The sequence below is a fragment of the Heyndrickxia acidiproducens DSM 23148 genome (assembly GCF_000374345.1).
GTDB lineage: Bacteria > Bacillota > Bacilli > Bacillales > Bacillaceae_C > Weizmannia > Weizmannia acidiproducens.
This window is the reverse complement of record NZ_KB894039.1, coordinates 1-12428: the sequence shown is the minus strand read 5'-3', so window position 1 is coordinate 12428 and position 12428 is coordinate 1. Positions and strand designations below refer to the sequence as shown.

The following is a 12428-nucleotide window of genomic DNA, read 5'->3' as shown; positions in this document are numbered from 1 at the left end:
AAGTGATTTTGTTTGGAAAAGTAGGTTTTATTACAGGTTTCACAGGCACAAGTATGGCTTATGTCAAAACAATTGATGATGAATACATCACAAGGCCAAATAAGTCTTATAAACAGGTGAGTCTGAAGGAATTGACACACATAAGACACAATAACAATTGGCAATACATCGAAACAATTTAGGCTAACACCTAACCGAAATTCATCTCCCACCTACTCATTGGGCTACACCCTACACATTCCTTGAGGATGGGAGACTTCTTTCGGAAATCCGTTAAAAAAGCACAGGCTTTCAAATGCTTGTGCTTTTCTTTCCGGGAATTTTGTTTAAAATGAATAGTAAAAATTATGAAAAGGGGTTTATCAAAATGGAAGATGTGATTGAACTTACCGGTGTAAGCTGGGTGCGGGAAGGGAAAAAACTGCTTTCCGATATTAATTGGAGAATTAAAAAGGGCGAAAACTGGGCAATTCTGGGCTTAAACGGGTCAGGCAAGACAACATTGCTGAAGATGATTAATGGTTATATTTGGCCGACAACCGGGCGTATTCAAGTACTGGGCAAAACATTTGGCAAAACAAGCCTGCCGGAATTAAGAAAATCAATCGGCTGGGTCAGTTCATCGCTTCAGGAAAAAATCCCGGAAACGCAGTTAGCCCAGCATGTGGTGATCAGCGGGAAACACGCTTCAATCGGGTTGTATGAACAAATCAGCACAGAAGATGTGGAGAAAGCTTCTTTTTATATGGAAAAGTTAAGCTGCCTGTCGCTAATGGACCGTCCGTTTGAACAATGCTCACAAGGGGAAAGGCAGAAGCTGCTGATTGCGCGTGCGTTAATGGCAGAGCCCAGAATCCTGATTCTTGATGAACCATGCAACGGGCTTGATCTGTTTGCACGCGAAATTTTGCTGAGCAGTATTGAAGAACTGGCGGGAAATCCGGACGGCCCTACACTTCTTTATGTGACGCATCATCCGGAAGAAATCTTGCCTGCCTTCGATCACACGATGCTTTTGCGGCACGGTGAAGTATTCGGGCAGGGAAAAACGCCCGGGATGATTGAAAAAAACCGGCTCTCGCAATTTTTCGAGCATGATGTCGAGGTCAAATGGCACGGAGAACGGGCTTCGTTTCAACTGATATAAAGCGCTGGTTCTTCTGGCACAGGAAAAAATGTTGACAATGATTGTACAATCTACTAAAATATATACCATATTACAAACGAATATCTTATCAAGAGAGACTGAGGGACAGGCCCAATGACGTCCAGCAACCTTCATAATTTGAAAGGTGCTAATTCCTGCAGAATGGTTCATTCTGAAAGATAAGGCGACAGCAAAGCGACCTCTTTCGGATGAAAGTGGTTTTTTTTTGCTCTATTTTCTTTGTAAGTAAAAACGACAAACAATGAATGGATTTTCTTGTTTGGGAAAAACAGTTGGAAAGCGGCAGAAGGAGTTTTTTAGCATGCTAGTACTAGATGATATCCATAAAGTATACGGCAAGGGAAAAGATAAAAAGGTTGAAGCTTTAAAAGGCATCAACCTGCGCGTGGAAAAAGGCGAGATTTTCGGCGTTGTCGGTTACAGCGGTGCGGGGAAAAGCACGCTGATCCGGTGCGTGAATCTGCTGGAAAGACCCACTTCCGGCAAAGTCCTGATTAACGGGGTTGATCTGGTTGCGCTGCCCCCAAAAGCGCTCCGCCAGCAGCGAAAAAAAATTGGCATGATCTTTCAACAATTTAATTTGCTGCAGTCCAAAACCATTTTTCAAAATGTGGCCATGCCCCTGATTCTTGAACACCGCCCGAAACAAGAGATTCAGGCAAAAGTAACTGAACTGCTAACGTTTGTCGGCCTTGAAGACAGGATGAACCATTATCCAGGGCAGCTCTCAGGCGGGCAAAAGCAAAGGGTAGGGATTGCGCGGGCACTGGCAACCGATCCGGATATTCTGCTCTGCGATGAAGCCACCTCCGCACTCGATCCGAACACGACAGAATCCGTTTTGGACTTATTGCGGAAAGTCCGGGATGAACTGGGGATTACGATTTTGATGATTACCCATGAAATGAATGTGATCCGGGATATATGCGATAAAGTCGCAGTCATCGAGGGCGGAAAAATTGTTGAACAGGGCCCTGTCATCGATATATTTACAGAGCCGAAAACGCAGATTGCAAGAAGCTTTGTCAAAACGGTGCTGAATGATGCCATACCGCGCTCGGTGCAAAGGCTGATTGATGAAAGCAGCCGCAACCATCCGCACGGCATCTACCGGATTTTATTCAAAGGAGCTTCCACGAATATGCCGCTCTTATCCAACACAGCGAAGCACTTTGATGTTGATTTGAATGTGCTCCACGGCATGGTGACAGAGCTCCAGGGCATCCCGTTTGGCAATTTGCTTGTAGAGTTCAAAGGCAGCCAGTCTGAGATGGAAAAAGCCATCCAATACATTCGGGAAAACAACGCAATCATAAAGGAGGTGGGAGAAGATGGCATTTGACTGGTCATGGTTTTGGCCGGAGTTTTTAACGGCCATTAACCAAACCTTATACATGGTTGTTGTAGCTTTTATCATCTCTGTGATCATCGGTATTCCTGTCGGCGTAATACTGGTTATTACCCGGGAAAACGGCATACTGGAAAATAAATGGGTTTTTAATATTTTAAATGTCATCATTAATATTTTCAGATCAATCCCGTTCATCATTTTAGTCGTGGCGATTATTCCATTTACGCGTATGATTGTCGGAACGGCGATTGGAACGACAGCGGCAATTGTACCACTCGTACTGTATACGGCTTTTTATATTGGAAGACTGGTAGAAAATTCGCTTCTCGAAGTGGATAAAGGCACAGTTGAGCTGGCACAAGCGATGGGGGCAACTCCCTGGCAGATCATATGGCGGTTTTTGCTGCCGGAAGCACTGGGCTCAATCGTACTGGCATTGACGATTGCGATCATTGGATTAATTGGGGCTTCCGCGATGGCCGGAGCAGTCGGCGCCGGCGGAATCGGCGATTTGGCAATTACGTACGGATATAACCAATTTAAAACAGCAGTCATGGTGATTACCGTTGTGACTTTGATCATTCTGGTCCAGCTGGTGCAATCATTGGGGAATATTTTATCCAGAAGAATCCGAAGAAAATAAGACCTGTATTGGTAAAGGGTTACTTTCTATAAAAAAATTTAAGGGGAGTTCACATATGAAAAAGTTTGCCATTGTTCTGTTGGGCCTCATTCTTGTATTGTCCGTAGCAGGCTGCGGGACCAATAATAGTTCAAGCAGCAGCAAAACGGTTAAAGTAGGGACAAGCTCTTCTGAAGTACCGACTTGGACACTTGTCCAAAAACTTGCAAAAAAGAAAGGCATCAATATTAAAATTGTTAAATTTGATGACTATGTTCAGCCAAATATTGCTTTAAATGACGGTGAAATTGACATCAATGCTTTCCAAACCGTCGTTTATTTTGACGATTTTATTAAACAACGCAATCTGAAACTGTCTGCGATCGGAACGACAAATATTTGGCCAATGGGAATTTACTCCAAAAAGGTGAAAAAGGTCAGCCAGATAAAAGACGGCGATCAAATTATTATTCCAAAAGACCCGACAAACCTGGGCAGAGCACTGCTCCTTCTTCAAAAAGCGGGATTAATCACTCTGAAATCCGGATTTACAGGTGCGGGCGGTGTTGAAAATATTGCCAAAAATCCTAAACACTTAAAAATTACGCCTGTAGACGCCGGACAAACGGCACGCGGCATGGATGATGCAACAGCTTCAGTCATTAACAGTGATATGGCCATCAACGCGGGATTAAACCCAACGAACCAGTCAATATTCAGGGAAGATGCGAGCAACAAAGCCTATATCAATATTATTGCGGCCAAAACCAGCAGGAAAAATGATAAAACATTAAAAGAAATCGTCAAGATCTACCATTCTAAAGAAGTCACCAACTTTAACAAAAAACATTTTAAAGGTGCTGCTGTACCGGTCAATAAACCGGTATCGTATTTAAAAGACTACAAGCAAAACTGATAAAATCAGCATTCCGGGCAGTACAGAATCCGCTTTTAAGACAGCGATTGGCGGATTTCTGTACTGCCTTTTTTTGATTCTGCTTCCCCTTAGAAACGTTAAAAGTTTTAATTTTGGTACTTCCTAAAAAGTACAGAATCTTTTATAATATTGGGTAAGGGTTTTCATTGGACCTGGCATGAAAAAGGACAAGGGGTTATGGAAGTGTTTTTGATTATTCACGGTGCGATCTAATGATAAGGGGAGGTTGTTCAAAAATGAATGCGATTACAGTGGTGATTGGATCAATATGCATTCTGGCCATTGCGTATCGTTTATATGGTACGTTTATGGCTGTAAAGGTATTAAAACTGAATAATGATACACCGACACCCGCACACGAATTTAACGACGGGAAGGATTACGTGCCGACAAATAAATGGGTGACATTCGGCCACCATTTTGCGGCAATTGCTGCAGCAGGCCCGCTTGTCGGTCCCATTTTGGCTGCCCAGTTTGGCTATTTGCCGAGTCTGTTATGGCTTTTGATCGGTGCCGTGATTGGCGGGGCGGTTCACGATGCGGTCGTGCTGTTTGCCTCGATGCGCCGTAAAGGGAAGTCGCTTTCCGAGGTCGCGAAGGAGGAAATGGGGCCGGTTGCCGGCTTTTGCACCGGACTTGCGATGTTATTTATTATCGTCATCACAATGGCCGGATTGTCGATGGTGGTTTTAAATGCCTTGCAAAATAACCCGTGGGGGACATTTGCTGTTGGCATTACAATTCCGATTGCCATGGGGGTCGGTTTATTTTATAAAAAAACCGGCAACTTAAAATTAGCTTCAACCATTGGGTTTATTCTCATTATGCTCGGGGTTTTTTCCGGGCCGTGGATCCAGCAATCCGCTTTCGGTGAATGGCTGACATTTGATACGAAAACCTTAGCGATTATGCTTCCAATTTATGCATTTTTTGCTGCTACGCTGCCGGTATGGCTGTTGCTTGCCCCGCGTGACTATTTAAGCAGTTTTATGAAAATTGGTGTGTTTATTGCATTGATTATGGGTGTCTTTATCATCAATCCGCCGATTCATATGCCGGCTTTTTCACAATTTATTCACGGCGGCGGCCCGACGATGACCGGACCGGTATGGCCATTTATTTCAATCACGATTGCCTGCGGTGCCATTTCCGGTTTCCATGCCTTTATCGGGTCCGGCACAACGCCAAAAATGCTTGATAAATGGACAGATATTAAACCAGTCGCATTTGGAGCCATGCTTGTCGAGTGCCTGGTGGGGATTATGGCATTGATTGCAGCAACAGCCCTGCAGCCCGCCGATTATTTTGCGATTAATTCAACGCCTGAAGTCTTTAAGACATTAGGGATGGATGTCGTCCATCTGCCGCAGTTAAGCCATGAAATCGGAATGGATTTAGCAGGCAGAACGGGCGGTGCTGTCACGCTGGCAGTCGGCATGACCTATATTTTTACGAAAATCCAATGGTTCAGCCATCTTGCCCCCTATTTTTATCAGTTCGTTATCATGTTTGAAGCCGTCTTTATTTTAACGGCGATTGACTCAGGCACCCGGGTTGCCCGCTATCTGCTGCAGGATTTCTTAGGTGAGTTCTACAAACCGTTGAAAAAAGTTGATTGGCAGCCGGGCGCAATTTTTACAAGTGCATTGGCGTGCCTGATGTGGGGCTATTTGCTCTTCTCCGGGGACATCGGTTCGGTCTGGGCATTATTCGGCGTTTCCAACCAGCTGATGGCTTCGATCGGTTTAATTATCGGGGCAACGGTGATTTTAAAAATAGCCGATAAAAAAAGCTATATGCTCACCTGCCTGATACCGCTCGCCTATTTATATGTAACGGTTAACTATGCCGGTTACTGGATGGTAAAAAACGTTTACCTCAACCAGGCGGCACCAGGTTATAATATACTTAATGGCATTCTTTCCATTATCATGCTGGTGCTCGGGCTAATTATTATGATCACCGCTTTGAAAAACTGGTATCATATACAGAAAGGGCCGGCACTGCCAATAGATGCAGCAGCAAGAAAAGCTTAAACCGGACTTTTTACCCGTTATTATGGAGCAGGGATAACAATCATAGGCAGTATACTCGATCAAATATTTAAAAAAATTTTAAGAACCTACTAGTAATTTAAATTTAAAATGTTATAATAGATCGAAAATAACAACTTTATATATTGGAAAGGGATGCTTTCGGTTTGAATCAAGTTATAGAATTAATCAAAGCAGATGTGAAAAAAGAAAAACCAGCTGTAGAATCATTGGGATTTGGCAAACATTTCACAGATTACATGTTTGTCATGGATTATAATGATGAAAAAGGCTGGCATCAACCACGAATTACGCCTTATGCGCCGCTTGTATTAGAACCTTCAGCAATGGTGTTTCACTATGCACAGGCAGTTTTTGAAGGATTAAAAGCTTACCGCACAAAAGACGGCCGTGTCCTGCTTTTCAGGCCGGAAAAAAATGTGGCGAGGCTGAATACATCCTGCCAAAGATTGAGTATCCCGCAAATTGATGAAGAAGTTGTGCTCGATGCAATCAAGCAATTGGTTGAAGTTGAAAAAGACTGGGTTCCGGATAAGGAAGGAACATCCCTGTATATTCGGCCATTTATCATAGCAACTGAATCAAGCCTGGGCGTGCACCCGGCCCATGAATATAAATTAATGGTAATCCTGTCACCGGTCGGCTCATACTACGGAGACCAGTTAAAACCCGTCCGTATTTATGTGGAAGATGAATACGTCCGTGCAGTCAGAGGCGGCGTCGGTTTCATTAAAACAGCAGGAAATTACGCAGCCAGCCTGAAAGCCCAGGAAAAGGCGGAAGAACGGGGATATGAACAGGTCCTCTGGCTGGATGGCGTGGAAAGAAAATATATTGAAGAAGTTGGCAGTATGAATATCTTCTTTAAAATAAACGGAGAAGTGGTGACACCGAAACTAAACGGCAGTATTTTGGGCGGCATCACAAGGGATTCCGTCATTGAATTACTGAAGTACTGGGGTGTGCCGGTCAAAGAAGTCAAAATCTCAATTGATGAAGTGTACGACGCTTATCAAAAAGGCGAGTTGGAAGAAGTATTCGGAACCGGTACGGCAGCAGTTATTTCCCCGGTTGGCGAACTCGGCTGGAAAGACATCACGATGAAAATTGCCGGTGCTGACAAGGAAGATAGCATCGCAAACCGCCTGTACAATACGCTGACAGGCATCCAGTTGGGGAAACAGGAAGACCCGCTTCACTGGACAGTAGAAGTCAAATAATTTTTATCAGGGAGGGCCGGTTCCAAATAAGGGATCCGGCCTTTTTGCTGCCAGCAGCTTTAAGTGTAAACCATCTGCCATCCCTGCTTTCCGATGTATGATTCAGCCATCATGAGGAACATTACCAATACGGGCGAAATTGAAATAGAACGGCTGTGTACACAAACAGAGTAATTTGCCGGGCCCTTAACAAAAAAACGGAGGATTGGCTAATGGTGGATCGTTTTGATTGTATCATCATCGGGGGCGGCATTGCCGGTTTACAGGCGGCTATCCAGCTCGGGCGCTATAAACACCGGATTCTTGTGATAGATGCCGGGGATGGGCGTTCGACGCTTTGCCGCAGTTACCATAATATATTGGGATACCCGGAAGGCATCAGCGGGCAGGCTTTACGCAAAGCGGGGCAGGAACATGCAAACAGGCTGGGCGTGGAATTTGTACACGGAACCGCAGCAAAAATTGAAAACACCGGCGCAGGTGAATTTCTTGTCCGCATGGAAAAAATAAATACGGCATTTCAAGGCAGGAGGCTCTTATTTGCAACCGGCGTTCTCGACCGCTTTCCGCCATTTCCGGAACTTTACCCGTGCCTTGGAACCTCCGTTTATGTCTGCCCGGATTGCGACGGTTATGAAACAAGCGGAAAAACCACGATCGTCATGGGCGCCGGGGATGCGGGGGCAAATATGGCGCTTGCGATTACCTATTGGGCGGAAAAAGTCATTTACATTAACCATGAAGGTACACCTGTTTCAAAACAACTGCTGCGGAAATTAACCGAAAAACAAATCGAGATGCACGAAGATAGGATCAGCAGTATTTTGGCTGACCATTCATGCTTTCAAGGCGTCCAACTAAAAGACGGGCAAAGGATTTATGCGGAAAAGGGCTTTTTGGCATTTGGCGGAAACCTGGTCCGCTCGCAATTGGCCGGAGAGCTGGGGGTTAAGCTTCACCACAATCGCCATATTCTGGCTGATTCGCGCACGAAAATGACGAATGTAAAATACGTATGGGCAGCGGGCGATATTGCGGCACATTCCGAACAGGTTACAATCGCCATGGGGGATGGTTCACAGGCAGCCATATGGATCCACAAGAGCCTTGTTGCTGATTGATTTTAACCATGTATCATCAATTTTAATTTTTTTTAGCATACGGGTACTCGCTGAATAAATTGTATGGTTTAATGAAATGGCAGAAAGTGAATACATGGGGAGACATCTAATGGAATTAAACCAGGAAAAAGCTTACGATGTGCTGCAAGTATGTTTGCTGGCAGGGAAAATTATGCTGATGAGCGGTGCGGAAACATATCGGGTGGAAGATACAATGTCGCGGATTGCCGCAGCATCCGGCATCAGCCAATCGCATAGTTTTGTCACGCCGACTGCCATTATTTTTTCTTTGGACGGTGTTGAATTGACAAAACTGATCCGGATTTCCGAACGGTCAACAGATTTAAGTAAAGTAGACAGGGTGAACAGCATCTCACGCCAAATCAGCAACCGTACTTTATCCATACAGCTTGCATATGAACAGCTGAAAAAAATAGAATCAGAGGATAATGCCTATCCTTTATGGTTGCAGGTGCTTGCCGCCGCGGTATCAAGCGGATGTTTTGTAATTATCTTTTTAGGCAGCTGGATGGACTTTTTGCCTGCTTGTGTTGCCGGCGGACTTGGCTATATCAGTACGCTTTATGTGCACCGCGTTGTTAAAGTCCGCTTTTTTTCCGAATTTGTCGCTTCATTTATCATCGGGATAACAGCTTACAGCACGGTTCAGGCGGGTCTTGGGCAGCAGCTGGATAAAATCATAATTGGTTCAGTTATGCCGCTTGTCCCAGGACTTGCGATTACGCATGCGCTGCGTGACTTAATGGCTGGCCACTTATTTTCCGGCGTGACCAAGGGCGCCGAGGCATTTTTGACATCTTTGGCAATCGGCGCCGGCATTGCCATTGTTCTTACGGTATTTTAAAAGGGTGGGTTTCATGTTTCAGCAATTATTGACAAGTTTCATTGCTTCAGCAGGATTTGGCATTATTTTTAATGCACCCAGAAGGACGCTCATTCAATGCGGTGTTGTAGGCATGATCGGATGGGGAATTTACTATCTTTTTTATATGTATCAATTAAATGTCGTTTACGGAACCTTTATTGCCGCATTTTTTGTCGGGATTATCAGCCAGATTTTCGCACGGCTCTATAAAACGCCGATCCTGAATTTTACCGTTGGGGGCATTATTCCCCTTGTGCCGGGCGGACTGGCATATGATGCAATGCGGCATTTTGTGCAATATGATTACAATGGGGCGGTATCGCTCGCTTCGAGAGTGCTGCTCTTGTCAGTAGCGATCGCCATTGGCCTCTTGACGTCGGAAGTGGCCAACCAGTTTATCCGGAAAATACCATACAGGCAGGTACGGAAAACGGGCCAATTGAATCAGAGAAAATAAAGAGGAGCAGACGTGGAAAAAGTGATTTGGGAAAGGATATAAGGCCCTGCAGCAGTCTTGGATTAGGGAAGGATCGGGGAAATCTGTATTACTGGCCTGAAATCATTCTATTTTATTGGATGACAAATTCAAAGTTTTGTAGTAGGATAAAAACATATTAATTGAATATTCTTATCAAGAGTGGCGGAGGGAATGGCCCAGTGAAGCCCGGCAACCGCAGATGCGAATCTGAAAGGTGCTAAATCCAGCAGGACAACATCCTGAAAGATAAGAGTCGTTGAGTGAAAACTTCTTCTTATCGAAGGAGTTTTTTTCATACATACACAAAGGGGAGGGAGAAACAATGAAATATGGTTTTTGGTTGCCGATTTTTGGCGGATGGCTCAGAAACGTGGAGGATGAAAACATGCCGCCAACGTTTGAATATGCGAAAAATGTAATCCAGTCCGCTGAAAAATGGGGATATGATACAACATTAATTGCAGAACTTTATTTAAATGATATTAAGGGGCCTGAGCATGATTCGCTTGAAGCATGGACAACAGCTGCCGCGCTTTGTGCCGTTACGGAAAAAATTGAAATCATGGCCGCTGTCCGCCCGGGATTCCACAATCCGGCTGTAACTGCTAAAATGGCGGCAAACATTGACCGCATTAGCCATGGGCGTTTTACCTTAAACATTGTTTCCGCGTGGTGGGAAGGCGAAGCGAAACAATACGGCGGCATCTTTACAGCCCACGATGAACGCTACGATCGTACGGAAGAATTTTTGGACGTTTTAAAAGGCTTATGGACACAGGAGACATTTTCATATGATGGCCGCTTTTACAAAGTTGAAAACGCCCATCTGTCGCCAAAGCCGGTGCAAAACCCTTATCCGCGTCTTTATGCCGGCGGAGAAAGCGAACGCGGCAAGCAGGCGATTGTCAACGGCTGCGATGCTTATGTGATGCATGGGGGCACGGCCGAGGAACTGCGCGTAAAAATCACGGATATGAAAAAGCGCCGCGCCGAAGCCGGCAAAAAACCGTTCGAATCATTTGGCATGGCAGCATATGTGATCTGCCGCGATACGGAAGAAGAGGCGCAGGCGGAACTCGAGCGCATTACAAATGTCAAAGAATCAAGCGGATATGCCGGCTATCATGATTTTGTCAGCAAATCCCAGCTTGAGCAGCAGGTCAAATTATACGACTATTCTGTATCAAACCGCGGGCTGCGGCCGAACCTAATCGGAACATCGGAACAAATTGCGGCCCGCATTAAGGAATATGAGGATGCCGGCGTTGATTTGCTGCTGCTGCAATTTTCCCCGCAGCTTGAAGAGATGGAACGGTTCTCAAAACAGGTCATGCCGTTATTGGAAAAAACGAAAGCATGAAAATGGTTTTGAATGAAACTGCCGGTAATATGTTTATTGGAAAAAACCAGGCATGGAAATACACCTTTCATTGGAGGAAACGATATGGCAAAAATATATGTATTGCACGAAAATCAGGAATGGACGGACCATTTGGTAAAAAGACTGGAAGAATTGCAGCTGCCATATGAACAGTGGTTTTTAAGCGAAGGCACGGTCGACCTCACAGTGGAGCCGCCGGAAGGAATTTTCTACAGCCGGATGAGTGCATCTTCGCATACGAGGGACCATATTTATGCACCTGAACTGACTTCTGCAGTTCTCGCATGGCTCGAGCGGCACGGTCGCCGCGTGCTAAACGGCAGCAGCGCCTTAAGGCTTGAACTCAGTAAAGTCAAGCAATATATGGAGCTTGAAAAATACGGAATTAAGACACCGAAGACGATCGCGGCAGTTGGAAAAAAGCAAATCGTAAAAGCAGCTGAGAAACTGGGCGTATCTGCTTTTATCACGAAACATAACCGCGCCGGTAAAGGTCTCGGCGTCCAGTTGTTCCACTCAGTTGATGCGCTGGGGAATTATGTTGAAAGTGATGCGTTTGAAAAACCGCGCGACGGCGTAACGCTCGTACAGGAATATATCGAATCACCGGAGCATTCCATCACCCGCTGCGAATTTGTCGGCGGAAAATTTGTCTACGCGGTCCGGGTTGATACTTCGGAAGGATTTGAACTCTGCCCGGCCGATGCCTGCCAAGTCGGCGACCTCTTCTGCCCTGCCGGTGAGAAAGTTGAAGAAAAGCCGAAATTCCAAATCATTGACGGTTTCTGTGAACCAATTATTCAGAAATACGAAGAACTGCTGCGCGGCAACGGGATCCAGGTAGCGGGTATAGAATTTATCCGCAATGCTGCCGGCGAGATTTACACTTATGACATTAATACAAATACAAACTATAATTCCGATGCCGAAGCAGCTGCAGGAAAATACGGCATGCTTGAATTAGCCAAATACTTAAAAAAAGAGCTTGAACAGATTTATGTGAAAAACTGATGGATGAAAGCCCGTGAGCCAGGAAAATCAATGGGAATGGTCGATCATCGGGTGAATGAAAGCCCATGAGCCTGTGAAAATAAAGGGAACGGTCGTTCATGAGGTGAATGAAAGCCCATGAGCCCGAAAAATTAAAGGGAATGGTCGATCATAGGGTGAATGAAAGCCCATGAGCCCGTAAAATTGAAGGGAACGGTCG

11 protein-coding genes, 1 pseudogene and 2 riboswitches are annotated in these 12428 nt (G+C 45.1%); all 12 genes and pseudogenes read left to right on the top strand.

What is annotated here, in order from left to right; genetic code table 11:
• Positions 1-182, top strand: a pseudogene (locus C232_RS20145) (RNA-guided endonuclease IscB); the annotation flags it as partial.
• Positions 183-367: 185 nt separating this feature from the next.
• The gene (locus C232_RS0116780) at positions 368-1147 is read left to right on the top strand and encodes an ABC transporter ATP-binding protein (RefSeq protein WP_018665312.1); all 780 of its coding nucleotides are present in this window, start codon (positions 368-370) and stop codon (positions 1145-1147) included.
• Positions 1148-1229: 82 nt separating this feature from the next.
• Positions 1230-1333: riboswitch (SAM riboswitch) on the top strand.
• A gap of 136 nt (positions 1334-1469) precedes the next feature.
• On the top strand, positions 1470-2510 hold the full coding sequence (locus C232_RS0116775; protein WP_018665311.1) for a methionine ABC transporter ATP-binding protein: 1041 nt from the start codon (positions 1470-1472) through the stop codon (positions 2508-2510).
• Positions 2500-3162, top strand: a complete 663-nt coding sequence (locus C232_RS0116770; protein ID WP_018665310.1) for a methionine ABC transporter permease — start codon at positions 2500-2502, stop codon at positions 3160-3162. Before C232_RS0116775 ends, C232_RS0116770 begins: the two co-directional genes overlap by 11 nt.
• A gap of 55 nt (positions 3163-3217) precedes the next feature.
• The gene (locus tag C232_RS0116765; protein WP_018665309.1) at positions 3218-4057 is read left to right on the top strand and encodes a MetQ/NlpA family ABC transporter substrate-binding protein; all 840 of its coding nucleotides are present in this window, start codon (positions 3218-3220) and stop codon (positions 4055-4057) included.
• Between the two features lie 257 nt (positions 4058-4314).
• Positions 4315-6114 carry a carbon starvation protein CstA gene (cstA, locus tag C232_RS0116760; protein ID WP_018665308.1) on the top strand — a complete coding sequence of 600 codons (1800 nt, stop codon included), beginning with the start codon at positions 4315-4317 and terminating at the stop codon, positions 6112-6114.
• Between the two features lie 164 nt (positions 6115-6278).
• Positions 6279-7352, top strand: coding sequence for a branched-chain amino acid aminotransferase (locus C232_RS0116755; protein WP_018665307.1), 1074 nt, complete (start codon positions 6279-6281; stop codon positions 7350-7352).
• Positions 7353-7564: 212 nt separating this feature from the next.
• Complete coding sequence (locus tag C232_RS0116750; RefSeq protein ID WP_018665306.1) at positions 7565-8473, top strand: NAD(P)/FAD-dependent oxidoreductase; 909 nt, start codon at positions 7565-7567, stop codon at positions 8471-8473.
• Between the two features lie 109 nt (positions 8474-8582).
• Entirely contained in the window at positions 8583-9338 is a 756-nt protein-coding gene (locus C232_RS0116745; protein ID WP_018665305.1) for a threonine/serine exporter family protein, read from the top strand.
• Between the two features lie 13 nt (positions 9339-9351).
• Positions 9352-9816: a threonine/serine exporter family protein gene (locus C232_RS0116740; RefSeq protein ID WP_018665304.1), complete on the top strand. Its 465-nt coding sequence runs from the start codon at positions 9352-9354 to the stop codon at positions 9814-9816.
• Positions 9817-9984: 168 nt separating this feature from the next.
• Positions 9985-10090, top strand: a riboswitch (SAM riboswitch).
• 69 nt (positions 10091-10159) lie between these two features.
• Positions 10160-11197: an LLM class flavin-dependent oxidoreductase gene (locus C232_RS0116735; protein ID WP_018665303.1), complete on the top strand. Its 1038-nt coding sequence runs from the start codon at positions 10160-10162 to the stop codon at positions 11195-11197.
• Between the two features lie 84 nt (positions 11198-11281).
• Positions 11282-12229 (top strand): ATP-grasp domain-containing protein, encoded by a 948-nt coding sequence (locus C232_RS0116730; protein ID WP_018665302.1) that lies wholly within the window; start codon positions 11282-11284, stop codon positions 12227-12229.
• Positions 12230-12428: the final 199 nt, after the last annotated feature.

Bases quoted from the DNA above. Each gene is read 5' to 3' on its own strand.
- C232_RS0116730 (WP_018665302.1), top strand. From the start codon at position 11,282: ATGGCAAAAATATATGTATTGCACGAAAATCAGGAATGGACGGACCAT.
- C232_RS0116745 (WP_018665305.1), top strand. From the start codon at position 8,583: ATGGAATTAAACCAGGAAAAAGCTTACGATGTGCTGCAAGTATGTTTG.
- C232_RS0116780 (WP_018665312.1), top strand. From the start codon at position 368: ATGGAAGATGTGATTGAACTTACCGGTGTAAGCTGGGTGCGGGAAGGG.
- C232_RS0116775 (WP_018665311.1), top strand. From the start codon at position 1,470: ATGCTAGTACTAGATGATATCCATAAAGTATACGGCAAGGGAAAAGAT.
- C232_RS0116770 (WP_018665310.1), top strand. From the start codon at position 2,500: ATGGCATTTGACTGGTCATGGTTTTGGCCGGAGTTTTTAACGGCCATT.
- C232_RS0116750 (WP_018665306.1), top strand. From the start codon at position 7,565: ATGGTGGATCGTTTTGATTGTATCATCATCGGGGGCGGCATTGCCGGT.
- C232_RS0116740 (WP_018665304.1), top strand. From the start codon at position 9,352: ATGTTTCAGCAATTATTGACAAGTTTCATTGCTTCAGCAGGATTTGGC.
- C232_RS0116765 (WP_018665309.1), top strand. From the start codon at position 3,218: ATGAAAAAGTTTGCCATTGTTCTGTTGGGCCTCATTCTTGTATTGTCC.
- C232_RS0116735 (WP_018665303.1), top strand. From the start codon at position 10,160: ATGAAATATGGTTTTTGGTTGCCGATTTTTGGCGGATGGCTCAGAAAC.
- cstA (WP_018665308.1), top strand. From the start codon at position 4,315: ATGAATGCGATTACAGTGGTGATTGGATCAATATGCATTCTGGCCATT.